Origin of the sequence: Shewanella metallivivens (assembly GCF_028750675.1) — a bacterium.
Taxonomy (GTDB): Bacteria; Pseudomonadota; Gammaproteobacteria; order Enterobacterales; family Shewanellaceae; genus Shewanella; species Shewanella metallivivens.
In genome coordinates this window covers 428,045-451,154 of record NZ_JAQQPZ010000001.1, presented here as the reverse complement: position 1 = coordinate 451,154, position 23,110 = coordinate 428,045, and the positions used below count along the sequence as shown (strand labels likewise).

The 23,110-nt window shown below is 42.4% G+C and carries 18 protein-coding genes; 6 read left to right on the top strand and 12 right to left on the bottom strand.

Annotated elements, in window-relative coordinates:
- Positions 1-98 precede the first annotated feature (98 nt).
- The gene (locus PQR79_RS01870) at positions 99-716 is read left to right on the top strand and encodes a LysE family translocator (protein WP_238103458.1); all 618 of its coding nucleotides are present in this window, start codon (positions 99-101) and stop codon (positions 714-716) included.
- 15 nt (positions 717-731) lie between these two features.
- Here PQR79_RS01870 and PQR79_RS01865 read toward each other — a convergent pair whose 3' ends face one another.
- Positions 732-1,907 carry a GNAT family N-acetyltransferase gene (locus tag PQR79_RS01865; RefSeq protein WP_238103457.1) on the bottom strand — a complete coding sequence of 392 codons (1,176 nt, stop codon included), beginning with the start codon at positions 1,905-1,907 and terminating at the stop codon, positions 732-734.
- Positions 1,908-2,020: 113 nt separating this feature from the next.
- On the opposite strand from PQR79_RS01865, the gene ggt reads away from it, so the two are divergent.
- The 3 genes from ggt (at position 2,021) to PQR79_RS01850 (ending at position 8,678) form a co-directional block, all read left to right on the top strand.
- A complete protein-coding gene (gene ggt / locus PQR79_RS01860; RefSeq protein WP_238103456.1) occupies positions 2,021-3,772 on the top strand; it encodes a gamma-glutamyltransferase in 1,752 nt (583 codons plus the stop codon).
- 223 nt (positions 3,773-3,995) lie between these two features.
- Entirely contained in the window at positions 3,996-6,167 is a 2,172-nt protein-coding gene (locus PQR79_RS01855) for a M3 family metallopeptidase (RefSeq protein ID WP_238103455.1), read from the top strand.
- A gap of 414 nt (positions 6,168-6,581) precedes the next feature.
- A complete protein-coding gene (locus tag PQR79_RS01850; RefSeq protein ID WP_238103454.1) occupies positions 6,582-8,678 on the top strand; it encodes a bifunctional 2',3'-cyclic-nucleotide 2'-phosphodiesterase/3'-nucleotidase in 2,097 nt (698 codons plus the stop codon).
- A 53-nt stretch (positions 8,679-8,731) separates the two neighbouring features.
- On the opposite strand, the gene PQR79_RS01845 is transcribed toward PQR79_RS01850, so the two are convergent.
- Positions 8,732-9,160 carry an AAA family ATPase gene (locus PQR79_RS01845; RefSeq protein WP_238103453.1) on the bottom strand — a complete coding sequence of 143 codons (429 nt, stop codon included), beginning with the start codon at positions 9,158-9,160 and terminating at the stop codon, positions 8,732-8,734.
- A 43-nt stretch (positions 9,161-9,203) separates the two neighbouring features.
- Positions 9,204-9,935, bottom strand: a complete 732-nt coding sequence (gene cobB / locus PQR79_RS01840; protein ID WP_238103452.1) for a Sir2 family NAD+-dependent deacetylase — start codon at positions 9,933-9,935, stop codon at positions 9,204-9,206.
- Positions 9,936-10,291: 356 nt separating this feature from the next.
- Between cobB and fur the strand changes: the two genes are divergently transcribed.
- A complete protein-coding gene (fur, locus tag PQR79_RS01835) occupies positions 10,292-10,723 on the top strand; it encodes a ferric iron uptake transcriptional regulator (RefSeq protein WP_188916637.1) in 432 nt (143 codons plus the stop codon).
- 63 nt (positions 10,724-10,786) lie between these two features.
- Here the strand turns inward: fur and PQR79_RS01830 are convergent, their stop codons facing one another.
- The 9 genes from PQR79_RS01830 to sdhC form a co-directional block, all read right to left on the bottom strand.
- Entirely contained in the window at positions 10,787-11,713 is a 927-nt protein-coding gene (locus PQR79_RS01830) for an AEC family transporter (RefSeq protein ID WP_238103451.1), read from the bottom strand.
- A gap of 68 nt (positions 11,714-11,781) precedes the next feature.
- Positions 11,782-12,654 carry a succinate--CoA ligase subunit alpha gene (sucD, locus tag PQR79_RS01825; RefSeq protein ID WP_188916543.1) on the bottom strand — a complete coding sequence of 291 codons (873 nt, stop codon included), beginning with the start codon at positions 12,652-12,654 and terminating at the stop codon, positions 11,782-11,784.
- Positions 12,654-13,820, bottom strand: coding sequence for an ADP-forming succinate--CoA ligase subunit beta (sucC, locus tag PQR79_RS01820; RefSeq protein WP_238103450.1), 1,167 nt, complete (start codon positions 13,818-13,820; stop codon positions 12,654-12,656). The genes sucD and sucC overlap by 1 nt, the downstream gene beginning before the upstream one ends.
- Before the next feature lie 76 nt (positions 13,821-13,896).
- Entirely contained in the window at positions 13,897-15,087 is a 1,191-nt protein-coding gene (gene odhB, locus PQR79_RS01815; RefSeq protein ID WP_238103449.1) for a 2-oxoglutarate dehydrogenase complex dihydrolipoyllysine-residue succinyltransferase, read from the bottom strand.
- 29 nt (positions 15,088-15,116) lie between these two features.
- Positions 15,117-17,939 (bottom strand): 2-oxoglutarate dehydrogenase E1 component, encoded by a 2,823-nt coding sequence (sucA, locus tag PQR79_RS01810; RefSeq protein ID WP_238103448.1) that lies wholly within the window; start codon positions 17,937-17,939, stop codon positions 15,117-15,119.
- Positions 17,940-18,139: 200 nt separating this feature from the next.
- Positions 18,140-18,847, bottom strand: a complete 708-nt coding sequence (locus tag PQR79_RS01805) for a succinate dehydrogenase iron-sulfur subunit (RefSeq protein WP_160054164.1) — start codon at positions 18,845-18,847, stop codon at positions 18,140-18,142.
- A gap of 16 nt (positions 18,848-18,863) precedes the next feature.
- Positions 18,864-20,630: a succinate dehydrogenase flavoprotein subunit gene (sdhA, locus tag PQR79_RS01800; protein ID WP_238103447.1), complete on the bottom strand. Its 1,767-nt coding sequence runs from the start codon at positions 20,628-20,630 to the stop codon at positions 18,864-18,866.
- The gene (gene sdhD / locus PQR79_RS01795; protein ID WP_238103446.1) at positions 20,631-20,978 is read right to left on the bottom strand and encodes a succinate dehydrogenase, hydrophobic membrane anchor protein; all 348 of its coding nucleotides are present in this window, start codon (positions 20,976-20,978) and stop codon (positions 20,631-20,633) included.
- Entirely contained in the window at positions 20,972-21,367 is a 396-nt protein-coding gene (gene sdhC / locus PQR79_RS01790; protein WP_238103444.1) for a succinate dehydrogenase cytochrome b556 subunit, read from the bottom strand. Before sdhC ends, sdhD begins: the two co-directional genes overlap by 7 nt.
- A gap of 411 nt (positions 21,368-21,778) precedes the next feature.
- Here sdhC and PQR79_RS01785 point away from each other — a divergent pair, with 411 nt between their 5' ends.
- Positions 21,779-23,065 (top strand): citrate synthase, encoded by a 1,287-nt coding sequence (locus PQR79_RS01785; RefSeq protein WP_238103442.1) that lies wholly within the window; start codon positions 21,779-21,781, stop codon positions 23,063-23,065.
- Positions 23,066-23,110: the final 45 nt, after the last annotated feature.

The following is a 23,110-nucleotide window of genomic DNA, read 5'->3' as shown; positions in this document are numbered from 1 at the left end:
ATCGGTATAATTTGATACATAAAAACCAGCAAATTGCTGGTTTTTATCATTTTAGGCCATTACACTTGGCCACATTCTGTTATTGATAATTGACGCCAATGCCTGATTACGCCGTACTTGCCGTGTTTATTCCTACCTTCTTTTTTGTCTCCATCACCCCTGGTATGTGCATGACCTTAGCCATGACACTGGGCATGAGTGTTGGAGTACGCAAAACCTTATGGATGATGCTAGGTGAACTGGTCGGTGTGGCATTAGTGGCCATTGCAGCCGTGCTAGGTGTAGCGAGTATTATGCTTAATTACCCACAGGTATTTGATTTACTGAAGTGGGTGGGTGGCGGTTATTTAATTTATATCGGTATTAATATGTGGCGCGCCAAAGGCAAAATGGCAGTCATTGACAGTACACAAGTGAACACCCGCCGAGCAAGCTTAATAAGCCAGGGGTTTATTACTGCCATTGCCAACCCGAAAGGTTGGGCATTTATGATTTCGTTATTGCCACCGTTTATCAATGTCGACAATCCAGTTGGTCCGCAACTTGGTGTGTTGCTGGGTATTATTATGATAACCGAAAGTGTATCGATGTTGGCCTATGCCAGCGGCGGCAAAAGCTTACGTTTGTTTTTAAGCCGCGGCGATAATATCCGCTGGATGAACCGTATCGCTGGCAGCTTAATGATGCTCGTAGGTGTGTGGCTCGCGCTGGATTAACACCCAAAAACGAGATTAATTACTGGTTTTATAGGGTAACTGTTGCGTCATTTGCTCAATATACAATTTAATGTGTGCTTGCTCTTGCTGACAAAAATCTGCAATGGCATCACTAAATGCAGAATGATTAATCACATGGCTTGAATAAGTCGCTACCGGATAAAAACCTCTTGCCACTTTATGCTCACCTTGCGCGCCAGCATCAAACACACTTAGTTGATTAGCAATTGCATATTCGATGCCTTGATAATAACAGGCTTCAAAATGCAAACCATCGTAATCGCTCAGCGCCCCCCAGTAACGACCGTACAAATGGGTGTTTGAAACAAAGTAAAGCGCTGATGCCACCAACTCATCTTGTGTATTGTGAATCATTAATAATCTGATTGACTCCCCCATTGTTTGGGCGACTAACTTAAAAAAATCTGCAGACAAATACCCTTGATGACCCGATCGCTTTAGGTAAGTCCGTTGATAACAGCGAACAAAACCTTGCCATTGCTCATCGGTGGCGTTAGTTCCATTGACAAAGGTAAAGCGTAATTGCGCCTTTTGTATTTGCGCACGCTCTTTGGTGATATTTTTGCGTTTTCTGGAGTTCATGCTGCTTAAAAAATCATTAAAGTCCACATAACCATTATTACGCCAATGAAATTGGCATCCATGGCGCTGAATAATGCCGGTATTTGCCCACAGGGTATGTTCAGCTTTATGGCTAAATAATCCATGCCAAGAAGACCATTGCCGCTCGCTTAATTGCTGCTTTATTACTGTAATGATTTCTGAAGTGACATGCTGTTTTTCACCATTGCTTAACGTAGGCAAAAAACCAATACGAGCACCCGTTGTTGGCGTAAAAGGAATACTACTCACCAGTTTAGGATAATAGTCTAATTGATTACGCTCATACGCTTCAGCCCACGCCCAATCAAAGACGTATTCGCCCCAAGAATGGGTTTTAATATACAACGGCATTAACGCTACAATCGTATCATCTTGACTCACCACCAGATGATGCGGTTGCCAGCCGGTTTTATGGCTTACACATTGGCTTAATTCTAAAGCGGATAAATATTCATGACGCGTAAACGGTTGACTAGCATCAAAATATTCATTCCATTGAATTTTTGTTATTTCACTAATGGTATTAATAAATCTGAATTGATAAACTAACGTCTCGTTATTTTTCACCGATACCTACCCGTTAATGCTTAAATAGATTGGCCTACATTCTCATACCAATTGTCGCGATCATGTGGCATGTTTTACAACTTAATCAAATAAATCAACACCAAGGAAAGATCGTGAAACGACTCCCTAAATTGAAACCCTTATTACTTAGCGCCGCATTATCTATCACCTTGTGCAACCCCGCGCTAAATAGTACACCTTCTTATGCTAATGAAACCTCTATTTTCAGCGAAATGGCAACCGCCCAGCCAATTTATGCCAAACATGGCATGGTCTCAAGCCAAGAAGCTATCGCCAGCCAAATTGGTGTTGATATTTTAAAGCAAGGCGGTAACGCTGTTGATGCCGCTGTTGCGGTCGGATATGCCCTCGCCGTCACCTTGCCACGCGCAGGTAACATTGGCGGCGGCGGCTTTATGTTAGTGCACTTAGCCGAACAAAATAAAACCATCGCGATAGATTACCGTGAAACAGCGCCCAGCAAAGCTCATAAAGATATCTTTTTAGATGAACAAGGTAACGCCGTTGATAAACTAAGCCGTGAACATGGTTTAGCGGTGGGTGTGCCAGGTACCGTCATGGGGATGGAACTTGCAAGACAAAAATACGGCACCATGAGTTTAAAACAAGTCATTGCACCAGCAATAAAGTTAGCCAAAGACGGCATTGTTGTCACCTCTGATTTATCGAATTCTTTAAGCGGCTTAAAATCACGCATTGCGCAATGGCCAAGCTCTGCTGAAATTTTTTACCATGCTGATGGCAGTGACTATCAGGTGGATGAAATTTTAAAGCAGCCAGAACTCGCGCACTCGTTATCACTCATTGCCCAGAAAGGTAGCGAAGGTTTTTACCAAGGTGAAACGGCGAAGAAAATCGTTGCGGCGGTAAAAGAAGCCGGTGGCGTAATGAGTTTGCAAGATTTAGCAAACTACAAAGTGGTTGAACGTGAACCTGTGCGCGGCAATTATCGTGGTTACGAAATCGTCTCTATGCCGCCACCGTCATCAGGCGGTATTCATATTATTGAAATGCTCAACGTCCTCGAAAAATTCCCCATTGATCAGTTAGGACACAATACGGCAAATACGCTACACCTTATGGCTGAAACCATGAAGTATGCCTATGCTGATCGCAGTGAATTTTTAGGCGACCCTGATTTTGTTACTGTGCCAGTAAAACAATTAATTAGCCGTGAATATGCCAATTCTATTGCCGATAAAATCGCGATAAACAAAACCACCCCAAGCAGTGAAATTAAACCGGGTAAACTTGCAGGTTATGAAAGCGATCAAACGACTCATTACTCTGTTGTTGACCAATGGGGCAACGCTGTTGCTAATACGTACACCCTTAACTTTAGCTATGGCTCAGGTTTAGTCGCAAAAGGCACCGGTATTTTACTCAACAATGAAATGGATGACTTTTCGGTAAAACCGGGAACGCCAAATGGATACGGCTTAATTGGTGGTGACGCCAATGCCGTACAAGGCAATAAACGCCCATTAAGCTCAATGAGCCCAACCATTGTAATGAAAGATGGAAAACCCTTCATCGTGACAGGTAGCCCTGGTGGTTCACGTATTATCAACATTACCTTACAAATCATTATGAATGTGATTGACCATAAATTGAATATTGCAGAAGCCACCGCAGCGGCACGTATCCATCACCAATGGCAGCCAGACTTTATATGGGCTGAACATACGTTAAACCGTGATACCATTTCACTGTTAGAAGCAAAAGGGCATCACGTAAAAACTCAACAATCGATTGGCAGCACTCAGTCCATTATGGTGACTGAACAAGGTATTTTTGGGGCGTCAGACCCAAGACGTGCAGGCTCAGCGGCAATCGGTCATTAATGGCACGATTATAAGCTCTGAACGATCGACAAATCGGCCAATGAAAACCGAGCAACCTAGGTTGCTCGGTTTTTTTGTTACAAACTAAGCAAAATCTTTACATCTATCTTCATCATCTTCACGTCTAAATAAGTAAAATGTTGACCGTAAAAACCAAAACAATAACGACTCACATTTTATTGCTCATTATTGAGGATAGAAAACCTAATCAAGAGGACACCTTATGAAGGGAGCAACCCTTAAACCTATTGTCGCCAGCATTGCGTTAATCTTCGCACTAAATGCATGTTCTGTTTCGTCAACCCAACACGTTTCAACAGAAGTGCCATTAACAGCAGAGCAAATAAAACAACAACACGCTGATAATCCATTTTTTAAGCCTTATGGCACCTTCTTTGACATTCCAGACTTTGCCAGTATTACCCCAGATGACTTTTTACCCGCTTTTGAGGCCGGTATTGCAGAACTACAACAACAAATATCGGTGATTGCAAATAATCCTCAGGCACCAACATTTGCCAACACCATCGAAGCAATGGAGTTTTCTGGCGATTTATTAACAAGAGTCACATATGTGTTTTTTAACTTAACTAGCGCGAATACAAACGAGGCTCTACAAGATATCTCTAAACAAATTTCGCCAAAACTTTCGGCCTCAAAAGATGATATCTACCTAAACGATAAGTTGTTTAAACGAGTCAAAGCCGTTTATGACCAACGCGAAAGCCTATCACTCAATAGTGCAGAAGCTAAGTTACTCGGCGATACTTACCGTGCCTTTACTCGAGGCGGTGCCAATTTATCGGCAGAAGATAAAATTAAATTACGCGATTTAAATGAGCAAATTGGTAAATTAAACCTGAGTTTCGGTGATAATGTACTTGCTGAAACCAATGCATTTCAATTAATCCTCGATAAGCCAGAGCAATTATCAGGGCTGCCAAAAGATGTGATCGACACAGCTGCGCGCAGAGCGACTCGTCTAGGGCATCCGGGGAAATGGATATTTACCACAAACCGTCCTTCAATTACGCCATTTTTAACTTATGCCGATAACCGAGCGTTACGCGAGAAGATATATAATGCTTATATCTCAAAAGCGAATAATAATAACGAACACGATAACAAAGCTATTTTAGCTCAGGTAGCGGCATTACGTGCTGAAGTTGCTCAACTTATGGGCTATAAGAGCCATGCCCACTTTGTACTCGAAGATCGCACCGCACAAACCCCAGATAACGTATACAAGTTACTTGATAAAGTGTGGCCTGCAGCAATTAAGAAAGCCAACAATGAAGTCAGCGACATGCAGGCTTTGGTTGATGCTCAAGGTGCTGACATAACCATCCAACCTTGGGATTGGTGGTATTACTCAGACAAAATCCGTGTCGCTAAATACGACTTTAATGAGCAACAAACTAAGCCTTACTTTACGCTTAACAACACCTTAAAAGGCGTTTTCTATACTGCTAACCGTTTATATGGGATAACCGTTAAAGAGCGTGATGACTTGCCAACATATCACCCAGATGTTCGCACTTGGGAAGTTTACGATAAAGACGGTAGCCTGATGGCAGTGTTTATGGGCGACTATTTTGTCCGTCCAAGTAAACGTGGTGGCGCTTGGATGAATGTGTATCGTCAACAGTACAATATGAATGGTGTTGACTCTAAACCCATTGTCGTTAATGTGCTTAACTTCCCTCGCCCTGCGGGTAATGAGCCAGCTTTATTAACGTTTGATGAAGCAAGTACCCTATTCCATGAATTTGGACATGCTTTACATGGGATGTTATCTGATGTGAAATATCGATCACAATCGGGCACCGCCGTGCCGCGAGATTATGTCGAGTTTCCTTCTCAAGTCATGGAATATTGGATGACACAACCTGAAGTGTTAGCGCAATTTGCAACACACTATCAAACCGGTGAAGTCATCCCACAATCATTAATTGAAAAGATCCAGGCTGCGAGTCAATTTAACCAAGGTTTTGCCACTGTAGAATACATGGCTGCAACATACTTAGATTTGGATTGGCATTCATTGGAAGATAACACCCTTCGAGATGCTGCAAAATTTGAACAGGCATCATTAGACAAAATGGCCTTAATTAATGAAATAGCCCCAAGATACCGCAGTACATATTTCTCGCACATATTTGCTGGCGGATACTCAGCAGGTTATTACAGCTATCTATGGTCTGATCTTCTTAGCGCAGATGCGTTTGAAGCATTCAAAGAAAACGGCATATTTGATCCTATCACCGCACAAAAATTCCGCGATAATATTTTGTCGAAAGGGGGGAGCGCAGATCCTATGGAGCTTTACATAGAGTTTAGAGGGAAAGAAGCAGGTATTGACCCTTTATTACGCAGCAGAGGCTTTTTAAAATAAGCCATCATTAACTTAAGTTATATTTATATTCGCAGTGACAATGATGTCGCTGCGAATATAACAACAATCTAAATGAATATATATTCAAAACAAAAATTAACACCGCCATTTTATTATATTAATTAAATTCATAACCAATCATAAATGCTAAACATAGTGTTTAATGTATCCACCGCTAATTCTTTTATTTAACGTCATCATTAAGTACTTCACAGCACCAATAACGCCGAATAATTGAGCAAACGCACCTTTTATTTAAATTAAATTGGCGCTTCATCACAATTTATTCACTTATCATGTTTATACTCGCTCAGTGTTTTCACTTTGTCATCAATATTGATAACAAATGTTAACTCTACGTATGAGGCAAAAACAAAAAAGTACGCCTCGGGGTCAAAAAACAGAGAGACAAATATGTTAAATAAAAAACTACTAGCCGTTGTTATTGCTGGCGCCATGGGCATGACAGCTTGTGACTCTGACAACGATAACAAAAGTGTTGTTAGCGCAGATATTAATTTACGCGTCATGGAAACTACTGATCTTCATACTAATATGATGGATTATAACTATTATTCAGGTAGTGAAGATAAAACCATTGGCCTTGTGCGCACAGCAAGCCTAATCAATGCTGCTCGTGCTGAAGTCACAAACTCAGTATTAGTCGATAACGGTGATTTATTACAAGGTAGTCCGATGGGTGACTATATTGCAAATAAATTCAAAACTGAAAACGATATACTTACCGATACCCACCCAGTTTATAAAGCGATGAACACGCTTGATTATGAAGTCGGCAATATTGGTAACCACGAATTTAATTACGGTTTATCATTTTTAGAGCAATCATTAGGCGGTGCTAACTTCCCTTATATTAATGCTAACGTAATTTGTGCTGACAAAGACGGCTGTTGGGATGATGTGTTATTTAATGAAAACATGTTTACCCCATATATCATCAAAGATAAAGTCGTTACTGACGTTGCAGGTAACGAGCACACCATAAAAATTGGTTATATCGGTTTCGTGCCCCCTCAAATCCTTCAATGGGATAAAGCTAACTTAGACGGAAAAGTCGAAGTATTAGGTATTGTTCAAGCTGCCAATAAATTTGTGCCTCAAATGAAAGCTGAAGGCGCTGATATTATTTTAGCTATTCCACATTCAGGTATTGGCTCAAGTGAAAACCCTGGTGATCCATGGGCTGAAAACGCAACTTACGCGTTAACCAATGTTGATGGCATTGATGCCATCTTCTTCGGTCATAGCCATTCGGTTTTTCCATCAGCAACTTATAGCGACTTACCGAACACTGACGTAGAGAAAGGCCTGTTAAACGGCGTTCCTGCAGTTATGCCTGGTCGTTGGGGTGATAACCTTGGTGTCGTTGACTTAGTATTACGCCAAGTTGAAGACAAATGGACTGTCATTCATGAAGAGTCAACAGCAATTGCACGTCCAATTTACGACAACACCAACAAAGTGGCTTTAGTTGATGGTGAAGACAGTTTACGTGATGCAATTGAAGTAGAACATAACGGTACGATTGAATATGTAAGCCAACCCATTGGTGTTGCAGCTGCTGACATGTATAGCTTTTTAACATTAGTACAAGATGATCCTACGGTTCAAATTGTATCAAATGCTCAAATTGCGCGCGTTAAAGCCTTAATCACCGATGATTTAAAAGACTTACCGATTCTGTCTGCTTCTGCGCCATTTAAAGCCGGTGGTCGTTATGCTGAAGGTGATGCAAGCCAATATGTGCAAGTGCCTGCGGGTAACTTGTCATACAAAAACGCGGCTGATTTATACCTTTACCCAAATACTATGGTTGCAGTAAAAGCGACCGGTGCAGAGTTAAAAGATTGGCTAGAATGTTCAGCCAACCAATTTAACCAAATTGACCCAACAGTCAGTACTCCACAAAACTTAATTAATCGTGCTGGTCACCCAACGTACAACTTTGATGTTATCGATGGCTTAACGTATAAAATTGACGTGACTCAACCAAGCAAGTTTGACCGTAGCTGTGAAGTGGTTAATGCTGATGCTAATCGTATTGTTGATTTAGCTTACACTGATGATGAAGGCAATGTGATCACCGGTGACCAATTAGCAGAAATGTCATTTATTGTTGCGTCAAATAACTACCGCGCGTTTGGTGGCTCATTTGCAGGCACAGGTTCTGATCACGTAGTGCTTGAACTACCAGATACCAACCGTGATGCGTTATCTGCTTATATCACTGACCAATCACAACCTAATGCGACTGGCGGATATGATGCAATGGTTGACCCATCTGCTGACTACAACTGGGACTTTAAAACCATCGACAATGCAACCGTTGCATTAGACATTCGTTTTGAAACGCAAGATAGCGAACTAGCTGATAAGTTTGTTGAAGAAAATCAACAACGTAAAATGGTGAAGTTACCCACAACCGATGATGTTGTATCAGGTTTTGCTATTTATAGCATTGACCTTACTACCCCGGTTACGCCGCAATAATACATTGAAAATGGTACAAAAAAGGCGCTTTTAGCGCCTTTTTTAATGCTTAATTACTCGGTTATTTCAAACAAATGACCCATTTTTTTAATATGGCTTAAAGGGACATGGTGACGATTACGCTCAGCGCATAATTGTTGATGTTCAGCATTTTTAGGTTGACCCACTAACACGACGCGAACCTGATACCCTAACGCATTTGCCGCCGCTTCGTAAGCCATAAACTCCCATTTAGCCACATTGGTATTATCACAAATGACCACAGGTTCTTGGCGTGCTAAAGCATGAATAAAAGCAGTTAAATTGGCTTGATGATATTGAGCTAACTTTTGTGGATTAAATTGGTATTCACCTTCTACATAAAAATAACTGTCGGTTGAAAAGTAACCGTATTGGCGAATATGCATAGACTGTTCAATGCCTAATAAACCAATAAAATGTTCAACCCAATATGACTTACCGCTCCCTGGTAAACCACGCATAATAATTGCGACCTTAGCATGAGTCCCTTTTGAGCTTAAGATGTCACTCCCCTGAGTCACTGCCAATCACCTCGCCTGCTAGAATTTTGTCCACTAACTTTGGCACAATCTCCCCCGCTTTACCGGTTAAATGATACTGAAATTGACTGTGCCTGTCTGCCGCCAATAAATTAACTTCAACCGTTTGTGCACCATGATGATTTGCTGAATCGACGAAACCTGCGGCAGGATAGACAGTTCCCGATGTACCAATGGCGATAAATAAATCACAATGGTCTAATGCATCATGAATTCTATCCATACCAAAGGGCATTTCACCAAACCATACAATGTGTGGACGTAAGCGTTTACCCGGAATACAACAGGTGCAACAATTATCTACGCCAAAAGGTTCGCGTAATACAAACGTTTGTAATGATTGTGGGCAACGGCCTTTTGATAATTCACCATGCATATGTAATAGCCGACGAGACCCCGCTCGCTCATGTAAATCATCAACATTTTGAGTAATGACGAGTAATTCACCATCAAATTCAGCTTCCAGTTTGGCTAACGCTTCATGGGCTGCATTGGGTAACACTTCGCCACTGTGGAGTTGCTGCCAACGTGAATTATAAAAACGTTCAACCAACTCGACATCACGGGCATACCCCTCGGGTGTGGCAACATCCTCTATATGATGTTCCTCCCATAAACCATGTTGATCACGAAAAGTTTTAATGCCTGACTCAGCTGAAATCCCCGCGCCGGTCAGTACCACAATTTGCCGGTACATGTTACGTCCTTTATTGTTGTTATGATTCACATATTGCTATAATTTAACATTAACACTTTATCGGGCGATATCATTAAACTCTACGACCAATAAGCAACATTTTTCATCTACAGATCACATAGTCTCATCATAACCCTACATCTTATAGGTGCAATAATCCCTTAGTATTAGTAAGTTTACTGATGATATTTAAGCAATATCACGTAAATACTATCAACTTAAGTAAATGTTTTACTAAATATTCTTCATATAGGTTGATTAAGCGCGTTAAGAGGTTTATGTTTTTATATTCAAGACATATAATGATTAGATTATCCACCGATGAACCGATGGGTTCTGCAATCAAGAGATTAGCAATGACAGATGGAAATCAAGCGCTAAAAAAAGCCGGATTAAAAATAACGCTGCCGCGAGTTAAAATCCTAGAACTGATGCAAGAGCCTGAGAATCAGCATATCAGTGCGGAAGACTTGTATAAAAAACTACTTGAGGTTGGCGAAGAAATTGGCTTAGCAACGGTATATCGAGTATTAAACCAATTTGACGATGCCGGGATCCTTAATCGTCACCATTTTGAAAGTGGCAAAGCCGTATTTGAAATGTCGACACAACAACACCATGACCATTTGGTGTGTTTAACTTGTGACAAAGTGATTGAGTTTTCTGATGAAGTGATTGAACGCCGCCAGGACGAAATTGCTATGCGTCATAATATAAAACTGACTCACCACAGTTTGTATCTTTATGGACACTGCACCAACGACACTTGCGATCACGCCGACGAATAGTCACTGTGTTATGCAAAAAAACCAGCAATGTTGCTGGTTTTTTTATTGTCTATTTTACCCACACTAAATCAACCATGCCAGCCATAAGCTGTAACTCAATACTGATAACAAGGTTGATAACACCACTGTGCTCCCTAAGGTTGATTCATATTGTTTAATCTCTGTCGCAATAAAATACGCATTGACACCTAACGGTGAAGCACTTAACAAGACTAACATAATGGTGTTTTGTGCAGAAAACTCAAACACCTTATCCGCCATGAGGTAAACCAAAGCCGGTAATAATAGTATTTTTACAGCACTGGCTAGCAAGGCAAAGCGCCAATTGTCGCCTATTCGATAAAAACTAAGGTTGGCACCCAACACAAATAAAGCACAAGCCAGAGCCGGTTTCGCTAATAATGCTAACCCATCATCAAGTTGTTGGCCTAACCTTATATTGAGTCCATTGGCTATAATCCCAAGTCCTATACTTAATACCACCGGATTAAACACCATAGAGCGAGTAAAGTTGCGCCACGAAAATCCTTGCTGTTGCGAACGAGCGGCCAATACAAAAGTCAGCGCAAATAAAATGGCACTATGAAAGGTAATGATCATGAATATCGAACCAATCATTGCTTTACCCAATGCGGCGGTGATAACAGGCAAGCCCACAATCACAGTGTTGGAATAACTGCAGCCTAATGCAAAAACAGCACTCGCATCACTGCGCTGTTGAGTTTTAGCACCAAAATATCGATTAATTTGATATCCAACAGCAAATACGAATAACACAGGTAAATAAAAAGCCAATAACGAAGAGGGATCAATACTTTGGGCAAACGGTGCTGCCAACATATTGGTAAATAAAAACGCTGGAATACTGACATAAAAAGTAAATTTGCTCAGCCCAGCAATCTGTTCTTTACTAAAAAAACCTGCTCGAGTAAGCCCATAGCCAAGTGCAACTATCAACATAATTGGAAAAATAATATTCACAATGGCCATAGATAATACCAATATAAAAAAGGAACAAAAAAGGCGCCTAAGCGCCTTTTATCAAGCTAGGTAATGAATTACCAGCCAGTTTTAGTGCGTAATGCTTTACCGATGTCTGCTAAAGAACGAACAGTGGTTACACCTGCCGCTTCTAAAGCTGCAAACTTATCTTCAGCTGTACCTTTACCGCCAGCGATAATTGCGCCAGCATGACCCATACGCTTACCTTCTGGTGCAGTAACACCCGCAATGTAAGATACTACAGGCTTAGTGACGTTTGCTTTAATATAAGCAGCCGCTTCTTCTTCAGCGTTACCACCGATTTCACCGATCATAACAATCGCTTCAGTCTGTGGATCGTTTTGGAACATTTCCAATACGTCGATGAAGTTAGTACCAGGAATTGGGTCACCGCCGATACCTACACAAGTAGATTGGCCGAAACCTTCATCAGTAGTTTGCTTAACCGCTTCGTACGTTAATGTACCAGAGCGTGACACAATACCCACTTTACCAGGCTTGTGGATGTGACCAGGCATAATACCAATCTTACATTCACCAGGAGTAATAACACCTGGGCAGTTAGGACCGATCATGCGAGTGCCAGTTTCTTCTAGCTTCACTTTCACTTGTAGCATATCAAGTGTAGGGATGCCTTCAGTAATACAAACGATTAGCTCAAGGCCAGCATCGATTGCTTCAAGGATTGCATCTTTACAAAATGGTGCTGGTACGTAGATAACCGTTGCTGTTGCACCTGTTGCCGCTACCGCGTCTTTAACCGTGTTAAACACTGGAAGACCTAGGTGAGTTTGACCACCTTTTCCAGGAGAAACACCACCGACCATTTGCGTGCCATAAGCAATCGCCTGTTCAGAGTGGAAAGTACCCTGACCACCAGTGAAACCTTGACAGATTACCTTGGTATCTTTGTTAATTAAAACAGACATTATTTGCCCTCCGCAGCTTTAACTACTTGCTCAGCCGCGTCAGTTAGACTTGTTGCCGCGATGATATCAAGACCAGATTTCGCCAATACTTCACGACCTAAATCGGCGTTAGTACCTTCAAGACGTACAACGACTGGCACTTTAACGCCAACTTCTTTCACTGCTCCGATAATACCTTCAGCGATCATATCGCAACGTACAATACCACCGAAGATGTTAACCAATACAGCTTTAACATTTGCGTCAGAAAGAATAATTTTAAATGCTTCAGCAACACGTTCTTTCGTTGCCCCACCACCAACGTCTAAGAAGTTAGCAGGCTTACCGCCGTGTAGGTTTACGATGTCCATAGTGCCCATTGCTAGGCCTGCACCGTTAACCATACAACCAACGTTGCCATCTAAAGCAACATAGTTTAATTCAAACTTAGCCGCATGCGCTTCACGAGCATCATCTTGTGATGGGTCGTGCATTGCTTTGATTTTTGGTTGACGGAATAATGCGTTACCATCAATACCAATCTTGCCATCTAAACAGTGAAGGTTACCTTCAGTTGTGATAACAAGTGGGTTGATTTCTAATAATGCAAAATCATGATCGTTAAACATGTTCGCAAGACCCATGAAGATCTTAGTGAACTGCTTCATTTGCGTTGGGTTTAAACCTAACTTGAAGCCAAGATCACGCGCTTGGTAAGCTTGTGGACCTGTTAACGGATCGATAATTGCAGTGTGAATAAGTTCTGGCGTTTCTTCAGCCACTTTTTCAATTTCAACACCACCTTCAGTTGATGCCATGAACACAACACGACGTGTGCTACGGTCAACAACTGCACCTAAGTACAATTCGTTGGCGATGTCAGTGCAGCTTTCAACTAGGATCTTAGCCACTGGCTGACCATTAGCGTCAGTCTGGTAAGTCACTAAGTTTTTACCTAACCAGTGTTCAGCGAATGCTCTGATTTCGTCTTTACTGCCAGTCACTTTAACGCCACCAGCTTTACCGCGGCCGCCTGCGTGTACTTGACACTTAACAACCCATAAATCTCCGCCAATGTGGCCCGCTGCTTCTACTGCTTCTTGAGCAGTATCACATGCAAAACCTTCAGAGACTGGTAAACCATATTCGGCAAATAAGGCTTTTGCCTGATACTCATGCAAATTCATGATGATCTATCCATATACTTCTAATCAAATCCAACTGGCTCAACCTGAGCCAGCGACGAGGGTTTTATCTACTCACTTATAGATCAAGTAGCAGACGAGTTGGATCTTCTAAGAAGTCTTTAATTGCGACTAAGAAGCCAACAGACTCACGACCATCAACAATACGATGGTCATAAGAGAGTGCTAGGTACATCATAGGCAGGATTTCAACCTGACCATTGACTGCCATAGGGCGATCTTTAATGGCATGCATGCCTAAGATTGCACTTTGTGGCAGGTTCAAAATTGGCGTAGACATTAGCGAGCCAAAAACACCACCGTTAGTCACAGTGAAGTTACCGCCAGTCATGTCAGCAACAGATAATTTACCGTCACGGCCTTTAATAGCTAATTCACGAACCGCTTTTTCGATTTCAGCTAAGTTCATGGTATCAGTGTCACGTAGTACTGGGGTTACCAGACCACGAGGCGTTGACACAGCGATGCTGATGTCGAAATAGTTGTGATAAACAATGTCATCACCATCGATTGACGCGTTAACTTCAGGGAAACGTTTAAGCGCTTCGGTGACCGCTTTAATGTAGAAAGACATAAAGCCTAAACGGATACCATGACGTTTTTCAAAGATATCTTGATATTGCTTACGGATATCCATGATTGGCTTCATGTTCACTTCGTTAAACGTGGTTAACATTGCAGTCGAGTTTTTAGCTTCTAATAAACGAGTAGCAATGGTTTTACGTAAACGAGTCATTGGAACGCGTTTTTCGCTGCGACCTTCTAATGGCGCGACCGGTGCTGCAGCAGGGGCCGCCTTGGCAGCAGGTGCAGACTTAACAAACGCTTCAACGTCTTCTTTAGTAATGCGTCCACCTACACCAGTACCTTTAATGTTGGCAGCATCTAAATTATGCTCAGCAATTAAACGACGTACAGATGGGCTTAATGCATCACTTGACTCATCGCTTGTCGCTTCGCTTGCAGCAGGAGCTTGCGCTTCAGCTTTAGTCACTTCTTGACCAGAAACAACACCCGCAACAAAGTTAGCAATAACTTGTTCGCCTAAAACAGTGTCACCTTCTTGGAATAACAATTCAGAGATAGAACCGTCTTCTGGAGCAACCACTTCTAATACAACTTTATCAGTCTCGATATCAACTAAGTTTTGATCGCGAGTGACCGCTTCACCAGGTTTAACATGCCAAGTAGCAATCGTTGCATCTGCAACTGATTCTGGTAATACGGGTACCTTAATTTCGATACTCATTGAAAGCTTCCCTTTATATAAATTATCTATTACGACAGTTTTAATGCGCTATTCACTAATGATTCTTGCTGGTGTACATGCAACGCAGGATAACCACATGCAGGTGCAGCTGAAGCTTCACGACCGGCATAAGTTAATTGAGCGCCTGCAGGAATGTTAGCCCAGAAGTGATGCTGACTACAGTACCATGCACCTTGGTTTTGCGGCTCTTCCTGACACCATACAAAGTCTTTAACATGTTGATATGTTTCTAGTGCTGCACGCATTTCCACATCAGGGAACGGGTACAACTGTTCAACACGAATAAGGGCAATGTTATTAATGTTTTCTTTACGGCGTTTTTCAAGTAACTCGAAGTAAACTTTACCGCTGCAAAACACAACGCGATCGACTTTACTGGCATCTAAGGTATCCACCTCGCCAATAATATTTTGGAAAGTGCCTTCAGCAAGCTCTTCCATACTAGACACGGCTAATGGATGACGTAGTAACGATTTAGGTGACATCACCACTAATGGACGACGCATAGGGCGAACCACTTGGCGACGTAACATGTGATAAACCTGCGCCGGTGTAGACGGGATACACACCTGCATATTGTGGTTAGCACACAGTTGCAAGAAACGCTCTAAACGGGCACTCGAATGCTCAGGACCTTGACCTTCATAGCCATGCGGAAGCAACATTGTTAGACCACATAAACGGCCCCACTTTTGCTCACCAGATGATAAGAACTGATCGATAACCACTTGCGCACAGTTAACAAAGTCACCAAACTGCGCTTCCCAAATGGTTAATCCACCAGGTTCTGCTGTGGCATAGCCATATTCAAAGGCCAAAACTGATGCTTCAGATAATACTGAGTCAGTAATGTCGATGGGCGCTTGCTCATCTGCCACATTACGCAATGGTAAATAAGTGGTGCCATCCTTTTGGTTATGCAGAACAGCATGACGATGGAAGAAAGTACCACGACCAGAGTCTTGACCGGTGATACGTACACGCTTGTTATCTTCAAGGATAGAGGCATAAGCTAGCGTTTCAGCGAAACCCCAGTCAAGTAGCTTCTCGCCTTTCGCCATCGCTTGACGGTCGCCGTAAATTTTCGCTACGCGAGATTGCAATGTATGGTTTTGTGGAATATCCACAAGTTTGTTAGCAAGATTCTGTAAGCGTTCCATGGTCATGGCGCTGGCATAATCTTCATCCCACTCGCGATTTAAATAAGGTGTCCAGTCAACTGTGTGTAACGTCATTGGACGCCATTCTTTCACCACACAATCACCGGCATCTAATGCATCACGGTAATGGTTAATTAAGCCCGTGACTTCATCAGCGGCAATGCTATTTTCAGCAATCAGTTTGTCAGCGTAGATTTTACGGGGAGTTTGGTGTTTCTTGATTTTGGCATACATTAACGGCTGTGTTGCACTAGGCTCATCCGCTTCGTTATGACCATGGCGGCGATAACACACTAAATCAATCACAACATCACGCTTAAATTCGTTTCGATAATCAACAGCAAGCTGAGAAATAAACGCAACGGCTTCTGGGTCGTCTGAATTAACGTGGAAAATGGGTGCCTGAACCATTTTAGCGATATCAGTACAGTATTCTGTAGAACGCACATCAGCATGATTAGACGTAGTAAAGCCCACTTGGTTATTGACTACGATACGAATACTACCGCCCACAGTAAAACCACGTGTTTGAGACATGTTAAATGTCTCTTGTACAATACCCTGACCTGTAATTGCCGAATCACCATGAATGGTAATTGGCATCACTTGTAAACCGTCTTTACAACCACGACGATCTTGACGAGCACGCACTGAGCCAATAACCACTGGATTAACGATCTCTAAGTGAGATGGGTTAAAGGCTAACGCTAAATGGACATTACCACCTGGCGTTTCAAAATCGGATGAGAAACCTTGGTGATACTTAACGTCACCTGAACCATGGGTATCTGCATGTTTACCGGCAAATTCGTCAAACAATTCTGCAGGACGCTTACCTAGAATATTGACTAATAGATTTAAGCGACCACGGTGAGCCATGCCTACGACGATTTCTTTAGTACCAGCTTCACCAGCACGATAAATGATTTCACGCATCATAGGAACAAGCGCGTCACCACCTTCTAACGAGAAACGTTTGGCACCCGGGAACTTAGCACCAAGGTATTTTTCCATACCCTCGGCAGCGTTCAGGCCTTCAAGAATACGTTTTTTTACCGCGTTATCGTAGTTTGCCTTGCCTAACGTTGGCTCAAGACGTTGTTGGATCCAACGCTTTTCGTCAGTGTCAGTAATGTGCATGTATTCAGCGCCAATTGAACCACAATAAGTGGTTTTTAACGCGCGAATAATATCAGCAAGCTTCATGGTTTCACCGCCTAAGGCGAATGAACCAGTATTAAACTCGCGCTGCATATCTTCAGCGGTTAAGCCATGATAAGCCGGATCTAATTCTTGAACAGCTTCACGCTTCCATAACCCTAATGGGTCGAGATTAGCATTTTGGTGACCACGAAAACGGTGAGCATTAATTAACTGTAGAACTTTAACTTGCTTCGCATCTAGCTCAGGGTCACTGACGCGTGCAGCGCCTTTAGAGCGACTTTCAAGGGCTAAGCTACGGAAATAGTCACGAACTTTAGAGTGGGCGGCTTCAGGTACTTCAATTGAGGCACCGTTCACGGGCGGGAGGTTATCAAAAACAAGCTGCCAATCAGCAGTCACTGATTGCGGATCTTCTTGATAGGCTTCATACATCTCTTCTACGTAGGTCGAGTTAGCACCACTTAGATGTGATGAATCGAGCCAGGCTTTCATGATGCCTTGGTGCATTGTTATTCCTTTCAAACTTGATACACGTGCTAGCCATAAACATAACAGTGAGTAACTAAAGTTACATCACACGTACACTGAAATTATCTCAAAGATAATAGCAGAAGGTCTTACTTAAACGCACAAAAGAGCCATCCCCACTAGGAAGATGACTCTCAATCGAGCTCAATAACGTAAACTATTTTGCTCTGTTTGGTGCATTAAACAGCTCGCTTAAGCAGCATTGACTTAATGTGACCAATCGCTTTAGTTGGGTTTAATCCTTTTGGACAAACATCAACACAGTTCATGATGCCATGACAACGGAACACACTGTAAGCATCATCTAGTTCAGATAAACGCTCTTCAGTTGCCGTGTCGCGGCTGTCAATCAAGAAACGATATGCATGGAGTAAACCACTTGGTCCGATAAACTTATCCGGGTTCCACCAGAATGATGGACAAGCAGTAGAACAACATGCACACATGATACATTCATATAAACCATCTAAATGAGCACGCTCTTCAGGTGATTGTAAATGTTCACGAGCTGGCGCCTTTTCATCATTAATCAGATAAGGCTTAATTTTTTCGTATTGCTTGTAGAATTGAGTCAAATCTACAACCAAATCACGAACTACCGGCATGCCTGGTAAAGGACGGATTTCAATTTTCTTCCCTTTAAGGGTCGATAATGGCGTGATACACGCTAGGCCGTTTTTACCATTCATATTCAGACCGTCAGAACCACACACACCCTCACGGCATGAACGACGGAACGCAAGCGTTGGGTCTTGTTCTTTCAGTTTAATTAACGCATCTAACACCATCATATCAGAGCCATCAGGCACTTCTAGGGTGTAATCCTTCATGTAAGGCTTGGTATCTACATCAGGATTATAACGATACAATGCAAATGTTAATTTCATCTTTGCAACTCCTGCCTTAGTAGGTACGTTTCTTAGGTGGGAACGCTTCACGTAATTTAGGTGCCATATTGACATCACGCTTGCTCATCGCAGTCGTTACAGGGTCAAATAAGCTGTGACATAACCAATTGTCATCATCACGTTCTAAATAATCTTCACGAGAATGCGCGCCGCGGCTTTCAGTACGGAAATTAGCTGCATAAGCAGTCGCAAGCGCAGTTGCCATTAAGTTATCTAACTCTAAACACTCAATACGTTGGGTGTTAAATTCTTTTGAATTGTCAGATAACTTCGCATTTTCAAGACGCTTTTGAATAGCTTGAAGCTGTTCTAAACCTTCTGCCATGGCATCACCACTGCGGAAAACAGAGAAATTTAATTGCATGCACAATTGAAGGTCTTTACGGATAACCGCAGGATCTTCACCGTCTTTGTTGTTTTCCCAACGATTAAGACGGGCAAGTGATGCATTAATTTCTACGTCAGACGCCGCTTTTGGATCAGGTGTTGCATCTAATGCTTTACCTAAATGTTGACCTGCAGCGCGACCAAATACCACTAAGTCAAGTAATGAGTTACCGCCTAAGCGGTTTGCACCGTGAACCGATACACAAGCTATCTCACCTACAGCAAACAAACCTAATACATCTTGTTCAGTGCCGTCGTCGTTCTTACGAATAACCTGACCACTGACCTTAGTTGGCAAGCCACCCATCATGTAATGGCAAGTTGGTAGTACTGGAATAGGACCATCAGCCGGATCGATGTGTGCAAACGTTCGAGATAATTCACATACACCTGGTAAACGGGCTTCTAAAGTCTCTTTACCTAAGTGATCAAGTTTTAGCAGACAATGTGGACCTAATGGACCATCTAAACCACGACCTTCGCGGATTTCAGTCATCATTGAACGTGCAACCACGTCTCGAGATGCCAAATCTTTTGCGTTAGGAGCATAACGTTCCATAAAACGTTCGCCGTCTTTATTTAACAGGTATCCACCTTCACCACGACATCCTTCGGTTACTAGTACCCCAGCACCAGCAATACCCGTAGGGTGGAATTGCCACATTTCCATGTCTTGTAACTGAACGCCAGCACGAGCAGCCATACCAACACCGTCGCCAGTATTGATGTGAGCATTAGTGGTCGATGCGTAAATACGCCCTGCACCACCGGTCGCTAAAATGGTTGCTTTAGCTTTAAAGTAAACAATTTCACCGGTTTCAATTTCAATTGCAGTACAACCCACAATCACGCCATCTTCGTTTTTAACGAGATCTAAAGCATACCATTCAGAGTAAACATCTGTTTTATGCTTGACGTTTTGTTGGTAAAGACAATGAAGTAGCGCGTGCCCTGTACGGTCAGCCGCAGCGGCAGTACGTGCCGCTTGCTCGCCACCAAAGTTACGAGATTGGCCACCAAAAGGACGCTGATAAATAGTGCCGTTTTCAAAACGAGAAAATGGTAAGCCCATTTGCTCTAATTCGATAATCGCTTCAGGACCGGTTTGACACATAAATTCGATGGCTTCTTGGTCACCGATAAAATCAGAACCTTTAACCGTGTCATACATGTGTTGTTCCCAATGGTCCTCGTGCGCATTACCTAATGCTACGGTGATACCACCTTGAGCTGACACGGTATGTGAACGAGTTGGAAACACTTTTGATAAAAGCGCACAGCTTTTACCTTCTTTAGAAATCTGTAATGCCGCACGCATACCAGCGCCACCAGCGCCGATTACGATTGCATCAAATTCGCGTACTGGAATACTCACTTATACACCCCACACTATTACAATGCCTGACGCTAAATAACTAAACGCGACCACAACAAAGGTAAATTGTAATACACCACGTAACGCAGTGTGTTTGACATAGTCAGTCAACACTTGCCATACACCAATCCACGCATGGATAAGTAAAGCAACGAGCGTTATTAGGGTAAATACTTTCATTGGAAGTGAACTGAATAAGCCATTCCAAATCTCGAAGGTTAACGGGGCACTACACGCGATAAAGCCAACTAAAAAGACAGTATAACAAGCGAGAATCACTGCACTTGCGCGTAATAAAATGTAGTCATGAACACCACTGCGTCCAAAACTTGCTGCGTTTGTTACCATACCCAAATCCCCGCTATGATTGAAAAGGCTGCTGCTAGTGCAAATGTAGCCTTAGCTGATGCGACACCCGAAGGTAATTCTTCCCAGCGGCCGGAATCCATTACTAAATGACGAATGCCACCTAATAAGTGATAACCCAACGCAGTTAGAATCCCCCAGAGGATGAACTTCATCACGAAACCATCGAACAAGGATTGTACGCTAGCGAAACCTTCTGCTGATGTTAAAGTTGAATTTAACAACCAAAGAAGGATACCAATAGCAAATAGCATGATGACACCGGAAATGCGGTGTAGGATTGACGCGATCGCTGTTGCAGGAAAGCGAATCGTTTGCAGGTCTAGATGGACAGGTCTTTGCTTCTTCACGTTCTGCTCACTCAGCTCCATTGAGCATTATTTTTGTTATGTGTCTATTTTTTGCTTAATGGACAATGTCGACATTCGGCATAACACGATTAAACAAAAAACAGACTACTCTCATACATCGTTAATCAGTTGAGAAATCACTATTTAGCTCGTAAATTCATGATGACTAAACTGTGATGTTGGTCTCCCTTAGGGACGCAGGCAAGTATACTCGCGCGAATTGTCAAATACAAACCTCACATTATGCAAAATTAGTTTTTTTATTAATTTTTTATTCTAATGCAAGCACAGAGCGGTTTTGCGCCGATATATACCATGGTCTAACAAATTTAAACGCTTATTTAAATTGATCTGTGATCCACATTCGCTGTACAGTAATGTCCGCTTAACATGCCGCACTCATAGAAAAGAATGAAGTAAGGAGAACGGGGTATGGCTGATAATATAGCCAAATTAGAGTTACCAGGAAACGATTCAATCGACCTACCGATTAAGAAAGGTACTGAAGGTTTTGACGTTATCGACATCAGTACACTGGGGAAAAAAGGTTATTTCACCTTTGATCCAGGCTTTCTAGCTACTGCATCTTGTGAGTCAGCAATTACGTATATCGATGGTGAGCAAGGTATCTTGTTACATCGTGGTTATGCCATTGACGAGCTTGCAACTGAATCGACTTATCTCGATTTATGCTACTTGCTTCTATACGGTGAGTTACCGTCTAAAACTGATTACGAACAATTTGTGACCACAGTGAAACAACACACTATGGTACATGAGCAAATTGAATTCTTCTTCAGAGGCTTCCGTCGTGACGCACACCCAATGGCAATGCTATGTGGTGTAACAGGTGCATTATCTGCTTTCTATCAAGACTCTCTTGATGTGAACAATCCTAAGCATCGTGAAATTGCAGCTTACCGCTTAGTGTCGAAAATGCCGACAATTGCAGCGATGTGCTACAAGTACTCAATGGGACAACCGTTTATTTATCCACGTAACGATTTAAGTTATGCGGGTAACTTCTTGTCAATGATGTTTGCTACTCCGTGTGAAGAGTACAAAGTTAATCCTGTTGTAGAACAAGCAATGGACCGTATTTTTGTATTGCATGCTGATCATGAGCAAAATGCATCTACATCTACAGTTCGTTTAGCGGGTTCTTCAGGTGCAAACCCATTTGCATGTATTGCTGCAGGTATTGCTTCGTTATGGGGGCCTGCTCATGGCGGTGCTAACGAAGCGTGTCTACAGATGCTAGAAGAAATTGGCAGCGTTGATCGCATTCCTGAGTTTATCGAGAAAGCGAAAGACAAAAACGATCCATTCCGCCTAATGGGCTTTGGTCACCGTGTTTACAAGAACTTCGACCCTCGCGCTAAAGTCATGCGTGAAACCTGTCATGAAGTCCTTAAAGAACTTAAAGTGGTTGATCCGTTATTAGACGTAGCAATGGAACTTGAGCGTATTGCCCTAGAAGATGAATACTTCATCTCTAAGAAACTATACCCGAACGTCGATTTCTACTCTGGTATCATCATGAAAGCCATTGGTATCCCTACCAGTATGTTCACTGTGCTATTTGCATTGTCACGTACTGTTGGTTGGATTTCTCACTGGAAAGAAATGTTAGATCAACCTGGCCACAAAATCAGCCGTCCACGTCAGTTATACACTGGTGAGTCAGCGCGTGAATTTGTGAGTGTTGATAAGCGCTAATCTTTTGATTAGTTGCAAAAAAGCGCCGAAAGGCGCTTTTTTTAT

What these genes read in the sequence shown, in the direction of transcription:
- sucA (WP_238103448.1), bottom strand. Translation starts at nt 17,939, where the DNA reads ATGCACCAAGGCATCATGAAAGCCTGGCTCGATTCATCACATCTAAGT.
- sucD (WP_188916543.1), bottom strand. Translation starts at nt 12,654, where the DNA reads ATGTCTGTTTTAATTAACAAAGATACCAAGGTAATCTGTCAAGGTTTC.
- PQR79_RS01830 (WP_238103451.1), bottom strand. Translation starts at nt 11,713, where the DNA reads ATGGCCATTGTGAATATTATTTTTCCAATTATGTTGATAGTTGCACTT.
- PQR79_RS01805 (WP_160054164.1), bottom strand. Translation starts at nt 18,847, where the DNA reads ATGAAATTAACATTTGCATTGTATCGTTATAATCCTGATGTAGATACC.
- sdhD (WP_238103446.1), bottom strand. Translation starts at nt 20,978, where the DNA reads ATGGTAACAAACGCAGCAAGTTTTGGACGCAGTGGTGTTCATGACTAC.
- sdhC (WP_238103444.1), bottom strand. Translation starts at nt 21,367, where the DNA reads ATGGAGCTGAGTGAGCAGAACGTGAAGAAGCAAAGACCTGTCCATCTA.
- fur (WP_188916637.1), top strand. Translation starts at nt 10,292, where the DNA reads ATGACAGATGGAAATCAAGCGCTAAAAAAAGCCGGATTAAAAATAACG.
- odhB (WP_238103449.1), bottom strand. Translation starts at nt 15,087, where the DNA reads ATGAGTATCGAAATTAAGGTACCCGTATTACCAGAATCAGTTGCAGAT.
- PQR79_RS01845 (WP_238103453.1), bottom strand. Translation starts at nt 9,160, where the DNA reads ATGCGTGGTTTACCAGGGAGCGGTAAGTCATATTGGGTTGAACATTTT.
- sucC (WP_238103450.1), bottom strand. Translation starts at nt 13,820, where the DNA reads ATGAATTTGCATGAGTATCAGGCAAAAGCCTTATTTGCCGAATATGGT.
- PQR79_RS01785 (WP_238103442.1), top strand. Translation starts at nt 21,779, where the DNA reads ATGGCTGATAATATAGCCAAATTAGAGTTACCAGGAAACGATTCAATC.
- cobB (WP_238103452.1), bottom strand. Translation starts at nt 9,935, where the DNA reads ATGTACCGGCAAATTGTGGTACTGACCGGCGCGGGGATTTCAGCTGAG.
- PQR79_RS01855 (WP_238103455.1), top strand. Translation starts at nt 3,996, where the DNA reads ATGAAGGGAGCAACCCTTAAACCTATTGTCGCCAGCATTGCGTTAATC.
- PQR79_RS01870 (WP_238103458.1), top strand. Translation starts at nt 99, where the DNA reads ATGCCTGATTACGCCGTACTTGCCGTGTTTATTCCTACCTTCTTTTTT.
- PQR79_RS01850 (WP_238103454.1), top strand. Translation starts at nt 6,582, where the DNA reads ATGTTAAATAAAAAACTACTAGCCGTTGTTATTGCTGGCGCCATGGGC.